Annotated in this window: 16 protein-coding genes and 2 tRNA genes; 10 read left to right on the forward strand and 8 right to left on the reverse strand. The window is 62.8% G+C overall.

The window, feature by feature from the left end; all coding sequences use genetic code 11:
• Window positions 1-131 precede the first annotated feature (131 nt).
• The 4 genes from ACI3L3_RS01110 (at window position 132) to ACI3L3_RS01125 (ending at window position 1,822) form a co-directional block, all read left to right on the forward strand.
• Window positions 132-207: transfer RNA gene (locus ACI3L3_RS01110), tRNA-Asn, on the forward strand.
• Between the two features lie 130 nt (window positions 208-337).
• A complete protein-coding gene (locus ACI3L3_RS01115) occupies window positions 338-685 on the forward strand; it encodes a DMT family protein (protein WP_404843244.1) in 348 nt (115 codons plus the stop codon).
• A gap of 203 nt (window positions 686-888) precedes the next feature.
• Window positions 889-964, forward strand: a tRNA-Asn gene (locus tag ACI3L3_RS01120).
• A 132-nt stretch (window positions 965-1,096) separates the two neighbouring features.
• The gene (locus ACI3L3_RS01125; RefSeq protein WP_404843245.1) at window positions 1,097-1,822 is read left to right on the forward strand and encodes a tetratricopeptide repeat protein; all 726 of its coding nucleotides are present in this window, start codon (window positions 1,097-1,099) and stop codon (window positions 1,820-1,822) included.
• A gap of 69 nt (window positions 1,823-1,891) precedes the next feature.
• Here ACI3L3_RS01125 and ACI3L3_RS01130 read toward each other — a convergent pair whose 3' ends face one another.
• Window positions 1,892-3,715, reverse strand: a complete 1,824-nt coding sequence (locus ACI3L3_RS01130) for a methyl-accepting chemotaxis protein (protein ID WP_404843246.1) — start codon at window positions 3,713-3,715, stop codon at window positions 1,892-1,894.
• Between the two features lie 461 nt (window positions 3,716-4,176).
• Here ACI3L3_RS01130 and ACI3L3_RS01135 point away from each other — a divergent pair, with 461 nt between their 5' ends.
• From ACI3L3_RS01135 to ACI3L3_RS01150, 4 genes are all read left to right on the forward strand, one after another.
• Window positions 4,177-5,403, forward strand: a complete 1,227-nt coding sequence (locus ACI3L3_RS01135) for an EAL and HDOD domain-containing protein (RefSeq protein WP_404843247.1) — start codon at window positions 4,177-4,179, stop codon at window positions 5,401-5,403.
• A gap of 150 nt (window positions 5,404-5,553) precedes the next feature.
• The gene (locus ACI3L3_RS01140; RefSeq protein ID WP_404843248.1) at window positions 5,554-6,744 is read left to right on the forward strand and encodes a Re/Si-specific NAD(P)(+) transhydrogenase subunit alpha; all 1,191 of its coding nucleotides are present in this window, start codon (window positions 5,554-5,556) and stop codon (window positions 6,742-6,744) included.
• A gap of 11 nt (window positions 6,745-6,755) precedes the next feature.
• Window positions 6,756-7,037: an NAD(P) transhydrogenase subunit alpha gene (locus ACI3L3_RS01145; RefSeq protein WP_404843249.1), complete on the forward strand. Its 282-nt coding sequence runs from the start codon at window positions 6,756-6,758 to the stop codon at window positions 7,035-7,037.
• A 4-nt stretch (window positions 7,038-7,041) separates the two neighbouring features.
• Complete coding sequence (locus tag ACI3L3_RS01150; RefSeq protein WP_404843250.1) at window positions 7,042-8,436, forward strand: NAD(P)(+) transhydrogenase (Re/Si-specific) subunit beta; 1,395 nt, start codon at window positions 7,042-7,044, stop codon at window positions 8,434-8,436.
• 85 nt (window positions 8,437-8,521) lie between these two features.
• Here ACI3L3_RS01150 and ACI3L3_RS01155 read toward each other — a convergent pair whose 3' ends face one another.
• The 4 genes from ACI3L3_RS01155 to ACI3L3_RS01170 form a co-directional block, all read right to left on the reverse strand.
• Entirely contained in the window at window positions 8,522-10,336 is a 1,815-nt protein-coding gene (locus tag ACI3L3_RS01155; RefSeq protein ID WP_404843251.1) for a DegV family protein, read from the reverse strand.
• Between the two features lie 127 nt (window positions 10,337-10,463).
• Window positions 10,464-11,870, reverse strand: a complete 1,407-nt coding sequence (locus ACI3L3_RS01160) for a class II fumarate hydratase (RefSeq protein WP_404843252.1) — start codon at window positions 11,868-11,870, stop codon at window positions 10,464-10,466.
• Entirely contained in the window at window positions 11,867-13,114 is a 1,248-nt protein-coding gene (locus ACI3L3_RS01165) for a DNA polymerase IV (protein WP_404843253.1), read from the reverse strand. Before ACI3L3_RS01165 ends, ACI3L3_RS01160 begins: the two co-directional genes overlap by 4 nt.
• 109 nt (window positions 13,115-13,223) lie before the next feature.
• The gene (locus ACI3L3_RS01170) at window positions 13,224-13,760 is read right to left on the reverse strand and encodes an OmpH family outer membrane protein (protein WP_404843254.1); all 537 of its coding nucleotides are present in this window, start codon (window positions 13,758-13,760) and stop codon (window positions 13,224-13,226) included.
• A 194-nt stretch (window positions 13,761-13,954) separates the two neighbouring features.
• On the opposite strand from ACI3L3_RS01170, the gene lhgO reads away from it, so the two are divergent.
• Window positions 13,955-15,151, forward strand: coding sequence for an L-2-hydroxyglutarate oxidase (gene lhgO / locus ACI3L3_RS01175; protein WP_404843255.1), 1,197 nt, complete (start codon window positions 13,955-13,957; stop codon window positions 15,149-15,151).
• Window positions 15,152-15,222: 71 nt separating this feature from the next.
• Here the strand turns inward: lhgO and ACI3L3_RS01180 are convergent, their stop codons facing one another.
• The 3 genes from ACI3L3_RS01180 to glnD all read right to left on the reverse strand — a co-directional run bounded on the left by ACI3L3_RS01180 (window position 15,223) and on the right by glnD (window position 20,290).
• Entirely contained in the window at window positions 15,223-16,815 is a 1,593-nt protein-coding gene (locus tag ACI3L3_RS01180) for a gamma-glutamyltransferase family protein (protein WP_404843256.1), read from the reverse strand.
• 202 nt (window positions 16,816-17,017) lie between these two features.
• Complete coding sequence (locus ACI3L3_RS01185; protein ID WP_404843257.1) at window positions 17,018-17,389, reverse strand: TraR/DksA family transcriptional regulator; 372 nt, start codon at window positions 17,387-17,389, stop codon at window positions 17,018-17,020.
• Window positions 17,390-17,680: 291 nt separating this feature from the next.
• Window positions 17,681-20,290, reverse strand: coding sequence for a [protein-PII] uridylyltransferase (gene glnD, locus ACI3L3_RS01190; RefSeq protein ID WP_404843258.1), 2,610 nt, complete (start codon window positions 20,288-20,290; stop codon window positions 17,681-17,683).
• Between the two features lie 478 nt (window positions 20,291-20,768).
• Between glnD and gpt the strand changes: the two genes are divergently transcribed.
• On the forward strand, window positions 20,769-21,260 hold the full coding sequence (gene gpt / locus ACI3L3_RS01195) for a xanthine phosphoribosyltransferase (protein WP_404843259.1): 492 nt from the start codon (window positions 20,769-20,771) through the stop codon (window positions 21,258-21,260).
• The last annotated feature ends 88 nt before the right edge of the window (window positions 21,261-21,348 follow it).

A 21,348-nucleotide genomic window follows, 5' to 3' on the forward strand; every position in this document is an offset into this window, starting at 1 on the left:
CAGGCCCACCAGCGCCGCCTTCCAGCACCCACATAAACTTTTTTGCCAGCAATTGGAAATTTCTTCTTGACGGGCATTTGCGAAATCCCTATTAACCCAATCCGCGGACGGCAAAACCGTTCACGCAAGATTCCCCGGTGGCTCAATCGGCAGAGCGGGTGACTGTTAATCACTAGGTTGGCGGTTCAAGTCCGTCCCGGGGAGCCAGAGAGTACAGCCCTCACCATCATGGTGGGGGCTTTTTTTATGTGACTGGCGTGCAATGCGATCCCGCGCGCCCCAGACCAAAACGCCCAGCCCCCCTCTTCCACCTTGCACACCATGAGAAGGACTGCCCATGCGAATTATGCCCATCGGCCTGCTCATCCTCTCCAATATATTCATGACCTACGCGTGGTATGGCCACCTCAAAGACATGCGAGCCAAACCTCTCTTCATCGTCATCGCTCTGAGCTGGGGCATCGCGTTTTTTGAATACTGTCTGCAGGTACCGGCCAACCGCCTCGGCAGCGGCATGTTCACCCTGCCCCAACTTAAGGTATTGCAAGAAATCATCTCGATGGCCGTTTTCGCAGGATTCTGCACCTTCTATATGAAGCAGCGGTTGGACTGGGACTACCTGTGGGCTTGCCTGTGTCTGGTTGGGGCCGCGTACTTTATGTTCCGCAACCTGCCCTCAGCCTAGGAGCGCCGCCCTGCGCCTTTGCCCCCCCTCTGACTCCCCGCAGCGATGTATGCCAGTTGTTTTAACGCCTTGGCACCTGGCCCCATCACTCGCCGCCCGCTCAAAAATCCGGGGGGAAAACAAAAAAAGTGCTTTTTCCGCTTGACGGGCGGAGCAAATCTCCTTAAATCCCTTTCTCGACGGCGGGCAACGCCGTCCAGCATTCCCCGGTGGCTCAATCGGCAGAGCGGGTGACTGTTAATCACTAGGTTGGCGGTTCAAGTCCGTCCCGGGGAGCCAGAGAATTCAGCCCTCACCATCATGGTGAGGGCTTTTTTCATGCCCTGAGCCGCTTTCGCCCCGCCGCCTCGCCATCACCGCGCCATCCGTGGTACACTGGTCCTTCACTGGAACCTGCGGAGGTACCGCGCAATGTATCCACGAACCCTCGGCGTCTACTCCAAGGCCGCCGCCGGGAAAACCGGCGTCGGCACGACCCTGTCCGACAAAGCATCCAGCACCTACTGGTACGCCCGTCGCCTCAGCGACGAGACCTACGAAGTGCAGCCCCTCAATGAAAACAACGTCCCCTCCGGCATGCGGCATGAAGTCTCCAAAGGCGACTTTATGCGCGACTTCACCCCGGAGCCGGGCTTCTATGAGCAGCGCACCCTGCCCCAGATGAAATCGCTGCAAAAAAAGCTGGAACTTGGCGCGCAGTATCTGGACCAGCGCCTCTTTGGCCCAGCCGAACGCGAATTCCTCAAGGCCACGATGATTGATGAGGAAAACGTGGAGGCCAACCTCGGCCTTGGCACCGTGTACAGCGAAAGCGGCGAAGCCCAAAAGCTCAAGCAGGTGCTGGACATCCTGCTCAGCAAGGACGAGACCTTCAACGAAGAACAGCGCCACATGTTCAACACCTTTGGCATCAGCCTGCGCAAGCAGGGCTTGCACGAAGAAGCCATTGCCTACTACGCCAAGGCGCTGGACTATAACGACGGCGACGAGAACCTGCACTTTAACATCGCCCGCGCCTACTACGCCCGCGGCGAGCCAGAGGACGCCGAACTCACCGAAAAGCACCTGCGCCGCGCCCTCAGCCTGCGGCCAGGCTTTGCCGAAGCCCAAAAGTTCCTCAAGCTCTTCAAAAACTAGCCCCACAAAAATGCGGGCCTTCTCCTGCCGGAGAAGGCCCGCTTTCGTCTACCGCTTCAAGGGGAACGGCTAGTCGTCGCTACGCTGTCCTTCTTCCTTTAGCTGCGCCACAAGGGTATTCAAGGTCTCGGCCTGTTCGGCAAGCTCGCGCAGGGCCTCAACGGTCTCACCAACACGCTGGGCTGTTTCTCCGGTGATGACGTTGACCTCTTCAATGGACTGGTTGATTTCCTCACTCGCCGCGGACTGTTCTTCGGCAGCGGCGGCGATGCCCTGAATCTGCTCGGCGGAGGATTCCGTCTCCTGCACGATTTCTGTCAGCACCGTACCGGACTGGTTGGAGTACTCCACGGCCTGTTCAAGGTCTGTCAGCGCCCGCTCCATGGAGCTGACGTTCTCCTCGGCCACCCGCTGGATGGCGTCGATGGAGTCGCCCACTTCCTTGGTGGCGCCCATGGTCTTTTCAGCCAGTTTGCGCACCTCGTCTGCAACAACGGCGAACCCGCGGCCTGCCTCGCCAGCGCGCGCCGCCTCAATGGCTGCATTCAGCGCCAGCAGGTTCGTCTGGTCCGCGATATCCGTAATCACGCTCATAATGTTGCCGATGGCCTGCGCCTGCTCGTCCAGCTGGGCCATATTTTCCTTGAGCTGCTCGGCCTGCTTGTAGGTGGTGTTCATGGCATCCACAGACTGGTTGACCACCTCTGCGCCGTGCTGGGCCTTTTCGCGCGCCTCTGCGCCGCGCTCCGCGGCGGAACCGGCGTTCTGCGCCACTTCAAGCACGGTGGCGTTCATTTCTTCCATGGCTGTGGCCGTCGTTTGGATGCGCTCCTTCTGCACATCCGCGCCCTGACGGATATCCTCGGACTGTGCGGAGATTTCCTCGGACGCGGCGGAGATGCGCGTCACCACCTGCTCCAGACTCATGGCCGCCTGCAACAGCCCCTCGGCCTTGGCTCTGGTGGCTTCCTTGCGGGCCTCTTCGGCCTCGCCCATGGCGACCTCTGCGGCGTGGGCCTTGTCTTCAGCTTCCTGCGTCTTGCGGGTAATTTCCTCAATATTCTGGCGCAGGGTTGCGGCCATGGAATTGAGGGCCTCGCTCAGTTGGGCCGCCTCGTCGCGGCCGCGCTCGTCCAGATTTACGTCGTACTCGCCATTGGCAATGCCTGCGGCGGCGTCGGTCGCGGCCTTGATGGGCAGGACGATAGTCCGGATGATGAGGAACAGCGCCGGAAGAATACCCACGCCGAGGCCGATGACAATGATGATGACGATAAAGCGCGTGTTCTTGGACACCACGTCATCAATGTTTGCCGAAATGCGCTCTTTTTCACGCTGGATATTGTCGATGTACACACCGGTACCTATCCAGTACGGGGTACCGGGAACAGGCGTGGCGTAACTGATTTTCGGCTGCTCGCCAGCGCCGGGCTTGTCAAAAACATACTGCACATAGCCGCCGCCCTTGTCTGCTGCCTGGGCCAGCTCTTTCAGGTAATACTTTCCGGTGGGGTCGCGCGAGTCGCCGCGCTCCGTCCCCTCAAAATCCGGGCGGGTAGGATGCACAACGTTTGTCGTGCCTTCGTACACGAAAAAGTAGCCGGATTCGTCATCCTCGAAGCGGATGTTTTTGAGCGCCTTACGCATGAATGCGGCGGCTTCGTCAGGAGACTTGCCCTGGAGCGTGTCGCCAAAGGACCGGGCCAAGGAATTTGCGGCCACGGAGATTTTGGTCTTCTGCCCCCGGAACATGATGTTTTGCACTTCCTGCGTGCTTATTTGCTGAACCTTCGTGGAATTATACATAAAGGCCAGTATAATTCCGACAATGAACACCACCATCACACACATGACGATGGTTATGCGCACCCCTATAGACACTTTGCGCAGCATACCGCTTCCCCCTGTAAGTGGTTTGTTCCCTAGTATTACATATACCGCGTCGACCCTTCTGCCACAACGTTTTTCCGTTTTTTCACCACCCTCCATGTCGCTGGCGACATACGCCTTTGTTGCGCCACACATTATTGATAGCGCAATATAGAACAGACGCAGACTCACAGTCGTACCGCGTCACCTCCTGCCAAGCCCCTCCCCGCGTGCCATACGGCCAATCCCGCCACCGAGGCGCGCCAGTTGCCACACACACGCGTCACACAGTGCACAATGCTGTTTCACGAGGAGTTCTCACAGCTTATGACAACACCTACACATCTTTTGTTACAATCAGGTTACAGCCGCCACATTCCGTTGCAATTGAACAACTTTCCACCCTTTTGGTGAATTCCTTGCCCCGGAATATGTATATGCTGTATGTTGAAAACGATAGTCAAAACGCACTCTGTGGAGGATGCATGTCCAAGCCCGCGCCCACATCCAATGAGGTGATGACGACCTACTTCACGCGTCAGCCCATCTTCTCCAGCGATTATTCGGTGTGGGGCTACGAATTGCTCTTTAGCACCGCGCAGGGGCATGAGCTTGACGCATTGGTGGACATGGGCCCCTCCGACCCGGACACACGCTCCACCATCACCAGCCTGTGCGAAGCCGGAAAGATGATCTGCGTCGACTTCCGCCAAAACGCGCTCTCCGCCCTGCCCCCGGACAAAACCATCATCATCGTCCCCGACCAAAAACACAGCAACGACATGGAAATGGTCTTCACCCTGCTGCGGCGGCGCGGCTACAAGGTGGCGGTGGAGATTGACTTCTACTCCTCCATGCAGGACAGCTCCGCGCCGCTGGCGGACTATGTGCTAGTCAACTCCGAACTGCTCTCGCTGGAACAAGTGGAGGAAATAGCGGGAGAAAGCGACACCATCGGCGCACACGTCATCGCCCGCCACATTCAGGACCGCTTTCAGCTTGCCGAAACGCGCGAGGCCGGGTGCTCCCTTTTCCAAGGCCCCTTCTTCGCCATCCCCGAGAATCTCGACCGCCGCGAGATGACCTCGCACGAGGCTTCACGCTTTCGCCTGCTGCAAATCATCGAGCACCCCTCCGGCGACTTTGACGAGCTGGCCCACACCATCCAAAACGACGCGGCCCTCAGCTATCGACTGCTCACGTACCTCAATTCCGCAGCATTCAGCTTTCCCGACAAAATCAACACCATCAAGCAGGCCGTTGTGCTCCTTGGCTGGAAGCAGCTTCGCCGCTGGCTGCGCATTATCGTCTTCACGGACCTGAACCCCGACGTGCGCACCGAGGAACTGCTCATCACGGCCCTCAAGCGCGCCAAGTTCTTTGAAACCCTCGCGCGCGAGCGCCCAACGGGCACGGAGCCTGACAGCCTGTTCCTGCTCGGCCTGTTCTCCATGCTGGAATCCATCCTTGAGATGCCCATGCAGGACATTGTGGGCCGGCTTCCCCTTGAACAGGACCTCAAGGACGCCCTGCTGGGCCGCGACACGCCAAACACCATTTGGCTCACCCTTGCCACGGCCTACGAGCTTGCCTCGTGGGACACCATAGACGCCACCCTGTCCGAACTAGGCATAGCCCCAGATGCGGCGGCGACAGCGTACACCGCTGCGCTGGAATGGGCCGACGCCTTCACCCGCAACGCCGCCGGGTAATCCCCCCATATCGCGCAGCTTTTGCGCGCCCTTTTCCCCGATGCAACGCTCCCCCAAACAAACCGCATGCAACATGTGGTTATTTTTCATGAAATGTTTTACAGATGCACTGCATCCAGGAGTCTTTAGTCCATAAGGAGCGTGCAGCACATGAACGTTGCTATTCCAAGGGAAACCTATCCGGGCGAGGCGCGCGTGGCCGTGCCTCCGGCGGGGCTGGCCCCGCTTATGAAGGCGGGCCTCGGCGTGCTTGTGGAAGCGGGAGCCGGCGACGCCGCCGGATTCCCCGACACAGAATACGAGGCCAAAGGCGCGCGCATTGTCGCAGACAAGGCCGCCCTCATGGCCGAGGCCGACGTTATCCTTTGCGTTCGCACCCCCGGCGCCAACCCAGAGCGCGGGGCCGAGGACATTCCCCTGCTGCGGCAGGGGCAGTGCATTATCGGCCTGAGCGAACCCTTCACCTCCGCCGATGAAACCAGCCGCATTGCCGAAACCGGGGCCACGCTCCTGTCTATGGAGCTTATCCCGCGCATCACGCGCGCCCAGAGCATGGACGCCCTGTCGTCCATGGCGACGCTGTCGGGCTACAAGGCCGTGCTCATGGCGGCGGATACGCTCCCCAAAATGTTCCCCATGATGATGACGGCCGCAGGCACCATTGCCCCGGCGCGCGTCTTTGTGGTGGGCGTTGGTGTGGCCGGGCTGATGGCCATTGCGCAGGCCAAGCGCCTTGGCGCGGTGGTGGAGGCCTACGACGTCCGCCCCGCCGTAAAGGAGCAGGTGCAAAGCCTTGGGGCAAAATTTGTTGAAATGGAGCTGGACGCCGACGACGCCGAGGACTCCGGCGGCTACGCCAAAGCCCTTGGCGACGACTTCTACCGCAAGCAGCGCGAGCTGATGGCGCGGGTTGTGGCGGCTAACGACGTGGTCATCACCACCGCGGCCATCCCCGGCAAAACCGCGCCCATGCTCGTCACGCGCGAGATGGTGGAGTCCATGCAGGCGGGGTCCGTGATTATTGACCTTGCCGCGCAAACCGGCGGCAACTGCGAGCTGACGCAGGCCGACACCACAGTGCGCCACCACGGGGTCACCATCCTCGGCCCCACCAACCTTCCGGCCACGCTGGCCCGCGACGCCAGCCAGATGTACGGCAAAAACATCACCACCCTGCTGCTCGCCATGACCAAGGACGGGCAGGTGCAGGTGGACCTTGATGACGAGGTCATCGCCGGAACCACCGTGACGCACGGCGGGCGCATCATCCACCCAACCGTGCTGGAGCGCCTGTTCCCCGATGAGGACGCCAGCGCCATCAGCAAAACCGCAGCCAACTAAGGGGGCCGCATATGGATACCTTCGTTATCGGGCTTAGCATCTTTGTGCTGGCGGTCTTCGTCGGCTTTGAGGTTATCACCAAGGTTCCGCCAACGCTGCACACGCCGCTGATGTCCGGCACCAATGCCATCTCCGGCATTACCATTGTGGGCGCGCTGCTTGCTTCCGGCAGTCAGCATTCCACACTGGCGACAGCGCTTGGATTTGCCGCGCTGGTCTTTGCTACGGTCAACGTGGTGGGCGGGTTCCTCGTCACGCACAGAATGCTCGCAATGTTCCAGAAGAAGAGGTAACCGCATGACGCTCTCCATCATCAACCTCATCTACCTGCTGGCCTCGGTTCTGTTCATCCTTGGCATCAAGGGCCTCACCCACCCCCGCACCGCCGTGCGGGGCAATATCATGTCCGCGCTGGCCATGCTGCTGGCCGTGGTGGTCACGCTCTTTGATGCGCAAATCCTCAGCTTTGAATACATCCTCGCGGGCATTGTGGTGGGCGCGGCCATTGGCGTGCTGCTTGCCGTCCGCATCGAGATGACCGCCATGCCGCAGCTAGTGGCCGTATTCAACGGCCTTGGCGGCGGCGCGTCGGTACTGGTGGCCGGAGCGGCGCTGGTGCAGGCCACAGGCGCCGGCGCATCACCCAGCCTGCAAATGTCCATCGCCACGGCGCTGTCGGGCATTATTGGCGGCGTCACCTTCTGGGGCAGCCTTGTGGCCTTTTCCAAGCTCCAGCGCCTGATGCTGGAAAACGCCTGTTCCTTCCCCGGCCAGCGCGTGGTGAACGTGCTGCTCCTTGCCACGGCCATCGGCCTTGGCGCGGTGGTGGCTGTTTCGCCGGAGAACCATATGGCCTACTGGGCCATGGTGGGCGCGGCCTCGATCCTTGGCGTGCTGCTCACCGTCGCCATCGGCGGCGCGGACATGCCCGTGGTCATCGCGCTCCTGAACTCGTACTCCGGCCTTGCGGCCTCAGCCACGGGCTTTGTGTTGCAAAACAATATGCTCATTATCTCCGGCTCCCTTGTCGGCGCGTCGGGCATCATTCTCACCAAAATCATGTGCAAGGCTATGAACCGCTCGCTGGCCAATGTGCTGTTTGGCGGCGCGCTTGGCCCGGTGGAACAGCAAGGCGAGACGCAGGACGACATCTACGCGGGTAACGTGAAGGCGACCTCCGGCGACGAAATCGCCATGATTCTGGACAGCGCCCAGCGCGTTGCCATTGTCCCCGGCTACGGCATGGCCGTGGCGCAGGCCCAGCACGCGGTCCGCGACCTGATGAACCTGCTTGAGGCGCGCGGCACGGATGTGGAGTTTGCCATTCACCCCGTGGCCGGACGCATGCCCGGCCACATGAACGTGCTGCTGGCCGAGGCCGAAGTGCCTTACGACAAACTCCGCGAAATGGACGCCATCAACCCGGAAATGAGCCAGATTGACGTCGCCATCGTCCTTGGCGCCAATGACGTGGTCAACCCGCTGGCCAAGACCGACCCGGCCAGCCCCATCGCAGGCATGCCCATCATCAACGTGGACGAATGCCGCACCGTGGTGGTTATCAAGCGCAGCCTGTCTCCGGGCTTTGCCAAGATACCCAACCCCCTCTTTGCGGCGGACAACGCGCTGATGTACTTTGAGGACGGCAAAAAGGCCGCGCAAAACATCTGCGAGGCCCTCAAGGAAGCCTAAGTTCCGCCCGCCCGAAAACGCAAAAAAGCGCCCCGGTCCGCAAGGACCGGGGCGCTTTGTCGTCTGTATCAGGAGGCGCTGGCGTCTAATCGCCCAGAACAGCCACGGCGGCCGCGCCAAGGCCGGAATAACAGCCCAGCACAGGAGAGGCCTCCATGGAGAACAGCGGCTCAACGCCGAAGGTGCTCCACAGCATCTCGCCGTAGCATTTGGCGGTTTCTGGAGCGGCAACGTGGGCCACGGCAAAACGCAGGTTATGCTTGCCGTTGGCGACCTTTTGCACTTCCTGCATCAGCTTGCGGCGGGCATGGCGTTCGCCAAGGCCCTTGCCGATGACTTCGGCCTTGCCCGTCTCCGGGGAGAAGGTCAGCACGGGCTTGATGTTCAGGGTCTTGGCAACAGCGCCCTGACTCTTGGACACACGGCCACCGCGCACGGCAAAGTCGAGGGTATCCAGCGTGACGAAAATACGCACGCGCTTGGCGGCGTCGCGCGCAACGTCGGCCACCTGCTCGGCGGACAGACCACGCTTGGCGGCAAGGGCGGCCTCACGCACCACAAGACCAAGGCCTACGGTGAGGTTGTTGCCGTCCACCACCTGAATGCGCTCGCTGTCCAGATTGGTCGCGATGGCGCGCGAGCCCTGATAGGTGCCGCTGCTGCCGGCGGTCACATGCACGGCTACCACATTCTGGTACTGGTCAAGCATGGAATCATAAATACTGCGGAACTCCGCAGGCGCAGGCTGGGAGGTCTTGGCGGAGGTGGAAACCTTGAGGCGGTCGTTGAACTCCTCGGGGCTGATGTCCACCTTGTCCAAATACTCCTGCCCATCCAGCTTCAGCGTCAGCGGGGCGATGCCGATGCCGTACTTGTTCAGGAATTCCTGCGGCAGGTCACAGCAGGAATCGGTGACGATGCCCACTTCCATCTTGGCCTTGGCCACGAGGTCGCGGTGCTGCTGGAGCATGTCGTCCACTTTTTCGCGGGAAATCTCGCCGTAGGTTGCGGCAATCTTGAACACGGCGTCCGGCTCGTTGGTGTGCACGTGCACGCGCACCGTCTCCGATGTGCCGGCCACGATAAGACTGTCACCAAGGGATGCCAGCTCGCCGCGCAGGGCGTTGCGGTCGATGTCCGTTCCGCTGATGAGACACTCCGTGCAGTAGCGGAAGGTCAGGTCCTCCACGGCCACACGTTCCTGCACCTGCCCGCTGCTGGAGCCGCCCTTGGACAGAATCTGGCGCTCAATGCTGGTGTCCAGCCGCCCGCGCTCCACAAACTCCACAATGCCGTCCAACAGGTACACAAACCCCTGCGCTCCGGCGTCCACAACGCCAGCCGCCTTCAGGGAGGCGAGGCGCTCGGTGGTCCCGGTCAGGGACTTGCGGGCGTTCGTCAGGGAGTCGTTCAGCAGTTCGGGAAAATCACCGTACTTTTCGCAATTGTCCCGCAGGTGGTTGGCCCAGTCCGTGATGACGGTCAAAATCGTGCCGTCCTTGGGCGAGGACATGGACTCCTTGGCGCGCTCCGCGGCCTTGACCGCGGCGTCGGCAAACTCGCGCGGGGTGATGCGGCACAGGTCCTTCACGCCTTCGGAAAAGCCGCAGAAAAACTGCGCAAGGATGACGCCGGAATTGCCGCGCGCGCCCAGCAGGGCGGACTCGGCAATAATCTTGCTCATCTTGTCGATGGATTGGTCGAGAGAGTGGGACACCCCGTCGATGATGGACCGCATGGTCCCGGCCATATTGGAGCCGGTATCCCCGTCGGGCACGGGGAAGACATTGATCTCGTCGAGGTGACGATGCTTGTCGATAAGATTCTTGGCGGCGGCGCAAAGTATCCGCTTAAAGCGGATGCCGTCTATGTACTGTATTCTCTGTGGCGTATGAGCCATGAGTTCTCCTCTGTGCACTGCAATTTCACACCGGAGGGAACGCACACCCCTCCGCACAGGCCTCATAGCGCTTTTCTGCGATTGAAGCAATGCGAATACTGCGCACGCAACAAAACTCGTTGTGTCTCTACTCCATCCTGCCAGTCATGTGTTGGGGTTGCACTAGTGTATCAAACTCTTCCTCTGTCATCACCCCCAAAGCCATACAGGCTTCCCGAAGCGTTACATCATGCTCCCACGCATGGTGCGCCACACGGGCCGCAGCGTCATATCCAATACTCGGTGCAAGGGCCGTGGCCAGCATCAGCGAGCGCTCCACAAAGGCGGCTATGCGGTCCCGGCGCGGGGTCAGTCCCGTCACCGTGCCGCGGCAAAAGGCTTCGGTCACATCCGCCAGCGTCTGCATACTGCGCAGAACGTTGTCCGCAATCAGCGGCTTAAACACGTTCAGCTCAAAGTTGCCCTGCGTTCCGGCAAAGGCCACTGCGCCGTCCTGGCCCATCACCTGCGCGCAGGCCATGGTCAGAGCCTCGCACTGGGTGGGGTTCACCTTGCCGGGCATAATGCTGGACCCCGGCTCATTGGCAGGCAGCAGCAATTCGCCTATGCCGCAGGACGGCCCACTGCCCAGCCAGCGGATGTCGTTGGCAACCTTGTACAGCGCGCCCGCCGCCCCGCGTAGCGCGCCGGAGCACGCCACCATGGCGTCATGGGCGGCCATGCCCGCAAAGCGGCTGCGCGCAGGGACAAACGGGTGCTCCTGCGACCGGGCAAGGCGCTCAATGACACGCCGGGCAAAATCCGGATGCGCGCTGAGTCCCGTGCCGACGGCTGTTCCTCCCAGCGGCAGTTCCAACAGGTCCGGCAGGCACCCCTCAAGGCGCGCCGCCGCAGCGCGCACCTGCGCCGCGTAGCCGGAAAACTCCTGCCCAAGGGTCATGGGCACGGCGTCCATCAGATGGGTGCGGCCAATCTTAACTACGTCGTCCCACTCTGCGGCCTTGGCGGCGAGGGTGCGGGACAGTTCCTCCAGCACGGGAACAACGCGTTCGCTCAACACACCCACCGCGGCCACGTGCATGGCGGCGGGGAACACATCGTTGGTGGACTGGCAGCGGTTCACATGATCGTTGGGGTGCACGGGATCCTTGCGGCCCATCTCGGCCCCGGCAAGCTGCGCCGCGCGGTTGGCCAGCACCTCGTTGACGTTCATATTCGTCTGCGTGCCGCTGCCGCTTTGCCAGACGCCAAGGGGGAACTGCGCGTCAAGCTCGCCCCGCTCGCCCTCTTCGGCGGCGGTGGCAATCCATCCCGCAACGTCGCGGGGGATGAGGTCAAGGTCCGCATTCACCTCAGCCGCCGCGCCCTTGATGGCGCACAGCGCGTGCAGGAGCGTGCGGGGCAGTGGCTCGCCGCCGGGAAAATTCTGGATGGCCCGCTGGGTCTGCGCGCCCCACAGCGCCTCGGCCGGGACGGCCACCTCGCCAAGGGTGTCGGATTCCATGCGGACAGCGCCGCGTGCGGGTCTACTCATAGTGTCTCCTTGTCGGCATTGTCTGGTGACGCATTGGGGCTTGCGCTTGGGGCATCCGCCGCGTCATGCCTGAGGGCCAGCACGTCCCCGCGCAGCACCGCGCCGCCGCCAAAGCGCTGGCGTATGGCGTCCAGCGCGCGGTCAAGGCGCGGCGCACGGTCTGACGTGGCGGCCTCTGCGGATTCTATCTCAAAAAGGCTGAGTTGGCGCTGGGGCTGACGGAAGTTGGACACGCCGACGCCAATAAGGCGTACCTTGCGCGGCAAACGCTCCGCCGCAAGGAGTTCGCACGCCGTCTCGTAGATGAGGGACGTGGAGTCCATACAGTCGTCCAGCGTCCGGCTGCGGGTGCGGTTGGTGAAGTTGTCGAACTTGATCTTGAGGGTGATGGTGCGCCCACGCAGGCCGTGCTTTCGCAGGTCCGCGCCCACGCGTTCGGCCTGCACCAGCAGCCACTGCCGCAGCACCGCAAGGTCCGAGGTATCATCGTCCAGTGTGTTTTCGGCGCTGGAGGACTTGGGCTCGTGCTCGGGAACCACGGGGCTGTCGTCCTCGCCAAGGGCGCGGGCGTAAAGCTTGCGGCCCATGCTCCCAAGGCGCTGCTCCCAAAACGTGGCCGGGCGCTTCAGAATGTCCCCCGCCACACTGACGCCGTAGCGCCGCAGTGTCTCCTGCGACTTGGGACCAATGCCGGGAATTTTGCGCACCGGAAGTGTTTCCAAAAAGGCGGCCACGTCATCCTCGTGCAGGATGAACACGCCGTTCGGCTTGTCCATATCCGAAGCGATCTTCGCCAGAAATTTGTTGGGGGCCACGCCAACGGAACAGGTCAGCCCCGTGGCGGCGAGCACCTCGGCCTTGAGGTAGGCGGCAAGGGCGGCAGGCTCGCCAAACAGGCGCTCCGTCCCTGTGGCGTCAATATACGCTTCATCCACGGACACCTGCTCCACAAGGGGGGATACGGTCCGCAGGATGTCCATCACCACGGCGGAGACCTCCTTGTAGCGGCGCATGCGCACGGGCTGATAGGCCCCATGCGGGCACAGGCGGCGCGCGGTGGCGATGGGCATGGCGGAGTGCACGCCATAGGTGCGGGCTTCGTAGGATGCGGCGGACACCACGCCCCGGTGCGAGCCGCCCACGATAACGGGCTTGCCCTTCAGGCTGGGGTCGTCAGCCTGTTCCACGCTGGCGAAGAAGGCGTCCATATCCACATGCAGAATGATGCGGCGAGGTTGGTCCATCCCCTTCATTTCGCACCCGCGCCCGCAGGTGTCAATGCCGCGAAAAGCCCACAAGAAAGCCCGCACGGCGAACCGTGCGGGCCTACAGGGCGAGTTTGGCCGGTTATGGCTACTCGGCGGACTCGGCGTTGTCGTCAGCGGCTTCTTCGGCCTTGGCGGCGGGCTCAGCGGTTTCGCTGACAATGCCAAGATCGATGTTGCGGGCGTTCATGGCTTCCACAACTGCTGATGTGATATCGGCATCCTTGCCAAAGGACAGGGCCTGCTGCTTGTTCAGAACAACGCTAATGCCATTCTTGTCGCGGTATTCGTCCAGCACGGCGCTGAATTCTTCATTAAGCTTTTCGACGATGCGGCGCTGTTCGCCACTCATGTGTTCCTGCATCTGCATGAACTCTTCCTGAGCTTTTTTCAGCGCGCCGTCATCGGCGGAATCGTCCGCGGGCTTCTGGATTTCGGCCAGACGCCCCTGCAACTGCTGCCCCATGCCGCGGAGGTAGTCCCCACCGGCGACACAGGCATCGCAGGACTGAAAGACTTCAGCGGGGTCGACGATGGCAATCTTTTCTGCGGACTGCTGCTGACATCCGGCAAGTCCGGTAAGAGCCAACATCAGCGCGGCGGCGAACATCAGTTTCAGTTTCATTAGGTACTCCAGCGTTGAAAGTGAATGCAAAGTTTTCTTGCGTTCTCAAAGTTCCAATTCATACCTGTCCCGGCCAGCCATGGCAAGGGGAGTGGAAAGAAAATCCCACTTACGCCCCCCTTGTACAGACACGCCAAACCCCGTACAACGTCTTACATATTCCACCCCCTCGCCTTCAACAAGGACGCGGCCCCATGATACATGCCCATACTGTCATCTGCGGCGCGGGAATACTCGGTCTGACACTGGCGCGTGAACTGCTCCGGCGCGGCGATACGGACATTTTGATTCTGGAAAAGGAACGCGCCTCCGGCGCGCATGCCTCGGGCCGCAACAGTGGCGTGCTGCACGCGGGCATCTATTACGCCCCCGGCTCCGCCCGCGCGGCCACATGCAGACGCGGCGGCGCGCTCATGCGCGAGTATTGCCTTGAAAACGGCCTCCCCCTCAAGGACAACGGCAAGGTCATCGTCGCCGTCAATCCGGAACAGCTTCCCGCGCTGGACAACCTGTATAAGCGCGCCACAGCCAACGGCGCCACGGTCCGCCTGATTGACGAAGCCGAGCTTGCCCGCATTGAACCCCATGCCCGCACCGTGGACCGCGCCATCCACTCTCCCTGCACCGCCGTGGTGGACCCGAGAGCCATCCTCAAGCGGCTGACGGACGAGCTGACCTCTTCCGGCAAGGTCCGCATTCTGTACGGCGTCCGCGTCACCGGGGCGGGGCAGCCGGGTACCGTCGCCACCACGGACGGCCCTGTGGGCTTTGGCCGCCTCGTCAACACCCTTGGCTCGCACGCGGACACCCTCGCCCACGCCTTCGGCGTCGGCAAGCAGTACCAGCTTATCCCCTTCAAAGGCGCGTACAAACGCCTTGCCCCGGACGCCGCCGTGCAGGTGCGCGGCAGCATCTATCCCGTGCCCGACCCGCGCAATCCCTTCCTTGGCGTCCACTTTACCCGCGGGGTCTCTGGCGCGGTGTACGTTGGCCCCACAGCCGCCCCGGCCTTTGGCCGCGAAAACTACTCCGGCATAGCAGGGACCGGTCCCGAAACCCTGCGCATCCTCTACCGCGACGCAATACTCTTCTGCACCAACGACGCCTTCCGCACCGTGGCCGTGGAGGAAACGAAAAAGTACGCCTTCTCCCACTTCTTCCGCGAGGCGCGCCGCCTTGTGCGGGGACTGAGGCCACGGGACATCCAACCCAGCCCCAAGATAGGCATCCGTCCCCAACTGGTGCACATCCCAACCGGGGAATTGGTCACGGACTTTCTAGTGGAGACCGAAGGAAACACCACCCACATCCTCAACGCCATCTCCCCGGCGTTCACCAGCTCCATGGCCTTTGCCCAGACCGTCGCGGACACCGCCATCCCCGACGTGTAGCCCCGCCATAAAAAAACGGGAACGCCACGCGGCGTCCCCGTCCTCATATGTCAAAGCGCAAGCGCCCGGCCCTAGTAGCCGAAGGCGCAGCCGTCGGCGCGGCAGTCACTGCCCGCAGTGAGCCAGCCCGTTGCTGCATCGCGCAGGATAATCTGCCCGCGTCCGAACAGCCCCCGGTCGTAGCCGGACACCGTCTTCACCGGATGCCCAAGGTCGGCCAGTCCGGCCAGCACCTCGGGGGACGTTGTCTCCTCCACGGCCAGCGCCGCGCCGGCCGTTCCGTCCTCAAGGCAGAACCGTGCGCGGTCCAGCGCGGCCTGCGGGTCCACCTCGTCATCAAGGAGCGCGCTCACCACCTGCACATGCCCCTGCGGCTGCATAAACCCGCCCATCACGCCAAACGGTCCGTACAGCGAGCCGTCCGCGTTCAGGAGCATGCCGGGAATAATGGTGTGGTAGGTACGCTTGCCCGGCGCAAGGGCGTTGGGGTGCTGTGGGTCCAGCGAGAAGTTGTGACCCCTGTTCTGCATCACAAAGCCCGTATCGCGCGGGACAATGCCCGTACCAAAGGTCATGTAGCAACTGTTGACCATGGAGCAGGCGTTGCCGCGCTCGTCCACCACGCAAAAATAGACCGTATCCGACGAGGCAGGCGGCGTGCCGTGGGTGATGTCCGCCGCGCGGGTATGTGTGACCAGCTTGGCGCGCTCGCGGGCGTATTCCGGACGGAGCAGGCCGCGCACAGGCACCTCGGCCGCATCCGGGTCCGCCACATACCGGCGCGAATCCGCAAAGGCGAGGCGCAGGGCCTCCACCATGGCGTGGGTGCGCCGCGTGGAACCGGGCGCGCCCAGCGTATACGGCGACAGCTCGGCCAAAATGTTCAGCGCCATCAGCGCCGTGATGCCCTGTCCGTTGGGCGCGCACTCCACCACCTGCTTGCCGCGGTAGGTGGTGCTGATGGGCCGCGTCCAGTCGCCATGGTGCGCCGCAAGGTCGGCGGCATCCAGCACGCCGCCGCGCTCCTGCACGGCGGTCACGATATCCTGCGCTATCTCGCCGGTGTAGAACGCCTCGCGCGCGGACTGCACGTCCCCCGCGTTCATGAGGATATCCAGCACCCGCGCCATGCCCGGATTGGTCATCAACTCGCCAAAGCGCGGGGCCTTGCCGCCGCGCAGCAGGGCCTCGCCGCCGGCAACGCGCAACGCGTCGGCCCCTTCGTCCCACAGGTTCGCCGTCACCGGTCCAATGGGGAAGCCGTCCGCCGCCAACTCCCGCGCCGGGCCGAGGGTTTCCGTAAGGGGCAAAACGCCGTGGCGCTCCACAAGGCGGCACCACGCATCGCACGCACCGGGCACGGTGACGCTCAATGGATGGCGCGGAGGAAGCTCGCCGCCGGTGCGGTCCGCAAGGCAGGCAAAATCAAGGGCGCACGGCGACCGGCCCGACCCGTTCAGGGCCGTGACCTCACCGCGCGAGGCGTCGAAGTACAGGGCAAAGGCGTCGCCGCCAAGGCCCGTGGAACACGGCTCCACCACCGCGAGCACGGCGGCCATAGCCACAGCGGCGTCAGCGGCAGTCCCGCCCGCGCGCAAGGTGGCAAGACCGGCCTCAACAGCGACGGGCTGGCTGGCCGCAGCCATGGCATGACGCGCAGACACAGGCGAACGCCGGGGGCCGCCAAATCCCGGAAGAGCAGAAGCACAAGATGCGGACATGGTTGACTCCATGAATGTTGATTGCGTGATGTCCGCAGGATGCCCGGTTCCCCCGCTCCCTGCAAGGGGCTGCGCCAAAACACAACGCCCCGGCCCGGAGCGGGCAAGGGCGCTGTCATATGCCGATGAGGAGAAAACGCGCAGACTAGGCCGGTGCGGCCATAAAGGCGGCGCGGGGCGCCCGGCGGGCCGTGCGGGCCTCGGTGGCGCTTTGGCAGTGCACGCACAGGGTGGCGGCGGGATAGGCCTTCATGCGCGCAAGGCCGATGGGCTCGCCGCATTCCTCGCACAGGCCAAATTCCGGATCGCTCATGCGGTGCAGGGCGGCGCGGATCTCACGAAGGCGCGCATCGCGGATGCGACCAAGGGAGAGGTTGGTGTGAACATGGGACAGAAGGGACGCATACTCATTGTCATCAGGGCAGCTTGCGGTCCGAACGTCAACGTTCTCCCGTTCGAGGTCGCGAAGCAGTTGCTGCAGAAAAACACGGATAGTGAATCGGTCCTTGGCAGTCATACGGTACCTCCATGAGATTTTGGGGCACCCTATCCACCATGTCTGACAGCCGTATTGTGGCCCGGTGACGATCGCGCGACGTCACCACGAAACGCTCAGCCCGCACACACCGCCCCGCAGGGCACTGGCCAACGCGCGGCGCATCTGCGCCCTTCGTCCTGCTCCCACGCCGCACCTCCGCCACGCCCGCCCCGCTCCCGGCCGCACCGCAGCCCCCACCGCACCACTGCTGGCCACATACAACAGGCAACCTTCAAAGGCGCGTAGCGGGGTCCACCTTAGCGGAGTCTGTTACGCTCCCTCGCGCTGGTCCAGGCGCTCGTGCAGGGCGCGCTCCACCTCGCGCAGACGCTGGGGCGAGGTCACTTTCTTGCCGCCATCGCGCACGTAGAAGGCGTCCGAAGCCTTGTCGCCCTGCGTCAGCACCTTGGCAAACACCACATCAAGGCGGGCGTCGCGCAGGGTACAGGCGATGTCATACAACAGGCCAAGACGGTCCGTGGTGACGACTTCAATAACGGTGTGGAAGTCCGACGCATCGCTGCCGATGGACACCTGCGTCTGGTGCCGCGCCGGGCTTGCGGACTGCGCGGCCTGCCGCTTTTCGGCAAGGTGGGCCTCCAGCCCAAGGCGTCCGGTAAGCGCCGCGCGCAGGGAAAAGTCCAGCCGCCGCCACAATTCATCGGCCTCTGCCGCAGGCAGTCCATTGACCATAAACACGTCCACGGTCATGCCGTTGCGCCACTGGTAGGACTCCGCCGACAAAATATTCAGTTCCAGCAGGGACAAGACGCCCGTCACGCAGGCAAACAGCCCCGGCGACGACATGGCCGCCACGGACACTTCCCACGCCTCACCGTCGGGCACATAGCGGGACTCGCGGATAAAGATGCCATCCCCGCCCTTGCCGCCGGGCTTGATGCACTTGTCCTCGTCCACACTGCCCCGCAAGCGGCGAAGCATATCCACATGATGCAAAATATCCGGCACATCCACAGCCATGGCGTAGCGCGCGGGCATGGCGTCCAGCACGGCGTCCACCGTGGCGTCGCCGCTGTCCTCCTCCAGTCCGGCGCGCACGGCGTCGCGGATGCGCAGCACCCGGCGCACAGCCTGCGCCCCGTCCGGGCCGCCCTGCTCCATCATGCGCCGCACACGGTCGGCAAGGTTGCCCACAAGGCGCGAGGTCCAGCGCGTCCACGCTCCCGGCCCCGTGGCTACGGAGTCCGCCCACGTGAACAGGTGCAGCATATCCAGCCGTTCCGGCGTCCCCACCACAGCGGCGCATCCCGCCACTTCGGACTCGTCGCCGATGTCGCGGCGGGTGGCCGTATGCCGCAGGATAAGGTGGTCGCGCACAAGGGCGCTCACCTGCCGGATGCGGTCGGCATCCATGCCCCAACGGGTCAGCACCTGCTCCGCCACCACCGCGCCGCGCGCCGCGTGTCCGGAGCCTTGCCCCTTGCCAATGTCATGGAACACAGCGGCCAGCATAAGCACGATATCCCCGGCAAAACGCCGACCCAGCACCACAAACGGCTCCGGCGCGGAAGACACGGAGCGCTCCAGCGCGGCCAGCATACGCACCGTGTGCTGGCCCACAGGATGGATATGATACGCGTCGAACTGCACATAGTCCTGCGACGTGGAAAATTCCGGGATAAACGCGGCCAGAAAGCCCGTCTCCAGCATCTGCTCCACCACCTGCGCCGCGCGGCCCGAGGTCAAGATGTCCTCAAACGCGCCCACGGCCTCGGGGGAAGCCTGCAAATCGCTGCGCACCTGCGCAAGGTGGGCGGCCACAAGGTTGCGCGCCTGCCACGACAGTGGAAGCGCGCGCTCGGCGGACAGACGGAAGGCCTGCACCACGTCCTCGGCATCAAGGTGGGCGTCGGTGGCGTCAAAGTGAAGCTCTCCACCAATGGCGACAAAGCCGGGGGCAATGCGCACCACGCGCCGCTTGCGCCCCATCTCGTCCGGCAGCGAGGCCGTAAAGGATGCCCGTAGGGACTTGAGCGCCGCCATCTCGCGGTGCAGACGGCCCAAAAACCGCTCCACCGCCGTGGCGCTGTCCGTGGGCAACACGCCCAGTTCCTCGGCCACCTGCGGCTGCAATTCACGCGTCAGGCGGTCCTGCCGCGCGTCGCATCTGGCGTGCAGGGCGTTGCGGACATCATGCAAAAAACTCGCGTGGCGGAGCAAAACGTCCACCTCCGCCTGCGCAAGGCGGCCATCGGCGCGCAGTTCTTCCACGCCGTCCGCGCCGTAGAAGACTTTTCCTAGCCACAGCACCTGATGGTAATCGCGCAGACCGCCAAGGCCCTCCTTGACGTCCGGCTCCAGCAGGGCCGACGCGTCACCAAACTTCCGCAGGCGCGCGGCGTTATTTTTATTCAGGAAGGAGAGGAAGGCCTTTTTCTTCTTGGCGACGACCTTGCGGGAAAATTGCTCCGCAAAGGAATCAAACACCGCGCGCGAGCCGCCAATGTAGCGGGCATCCAGCAGCGCGGTGAACGTCTGAAAGTCCTTGCGCGACTCGCTGAGGATTTCCTTGATGCTGCGAAAGGCGTGGTCCAGCTCATACCCCATGTCCCACAGTGGATAGAACAGCGGCTGGGCAAGGTCGAAGGCCTCGGGCGGCGCGGTCTTTTCATACAAGAGCACCACGCCGACGTTGGAACGCAGGCACACGTCGCCGCGGCCATACCCGCCAACCGCCGCCAGCGCAAAGGGCGCGCCATCGTCGGCGGCCTCCGCGCCGGAGAGGAGTTCCTCAAGGCGCATGGCAAAGTAGGCATCCAGAATGCGCGTGTGCTCCTCCGGCCGTGGCTGTAGGGTGCCAAAGCCTTCACGCTCGCGCTGCAAAATTCCCGCGGCTCGTGACTCGTTCTTCCCGGACATGTGTCTCCTGCATCTCGGTGGTGTCGTCCTGCGGCCCGCACCCCGGTCGCCATGGCGACCCAGCCGGACCGGCCCACACGGCGCACCGTGCGAACCTGCGACCTTGTACGAAACATTTTCCATAAGGACAATACACACGTATCGCCGTCAGCTCACGCAGAAATCTACATTAATGTAAAAAACACAAAAAGCTTGATTTCTCATGCCAGCTCACTTACAGACCCTTTTTCTCATTCGTTACCGTGACGCTCCACAAGCACCACAAAAGGCAGCGCGGGACGCCTGAGGTCTGTGACGCACCACTATGCACAGTATAGCGCACACGGTTTCACGCCCCGCTCCGCATGGCGCAACAGCGCGCAAAGCAGTACATGGGCCACATTCGCCCCCGCGCCAAAGCATTCATGAAAAGGTTGCGTTCCACGGAAAAATTTATAAAAGTGCGGTTTTTTACAAATCGCGATTCAGGAAGGATCCGATGAAGAAAAGTGACAGGTATAAAAAGATGTACCCGGTCTCCTGGGAGCAGCTGCACCGCGACGGTAAAGCACTGGCCTGGAGGCTGATCGAGAACGGCCCGTTCAAGGGCATTATCGCAGTCACTCGCGGCGGCCTTGTTCCGGCTGCCATTATTGCCAGAGAGCTCGACATCCATCACATCGACACCGTGTGCATTTCGTCCTACGACTGGAAGGAGCAAGGCAAAGCCAACATCCTTAAAGGCGTAGACGGCGACGGCGACGGTTGGCTCATCGTCGACGACCTCGTCGACACCGGCGGCACCGCGCAGGTTATCCGCGAAATGCTGCCCAAGGCCCACTTCGCCACGGTGTACGCCAAGCCCAAGGGCCGCCCCTGCGTGGACACCTTCATCACCGAAGTCAGCCAGGACACCTGGGTCCTGTTCCCGTGGGACGCTTCCACACAGTTTACCGAACCGCTCATCAACATCGTCAACAGCGACGACTAGAGCGTTTTTCATTCCAGCCGAAGACCCGAGGATACGCGTGTGACGCCTTGCCTGAATCGCCGGGCCGGGCTACGTTTTCAATCATAGC

The sequence above is a fragment of the Desulfobaculum sp. SPO524 genome, from assembly GCF_044987625.1.
Classification (GTDB): Bacteria; Desulfobacterota; Desulfovibrionia; order Desulfovibrionales; family Desulfovibrionaceae; genus Desulfobaculum.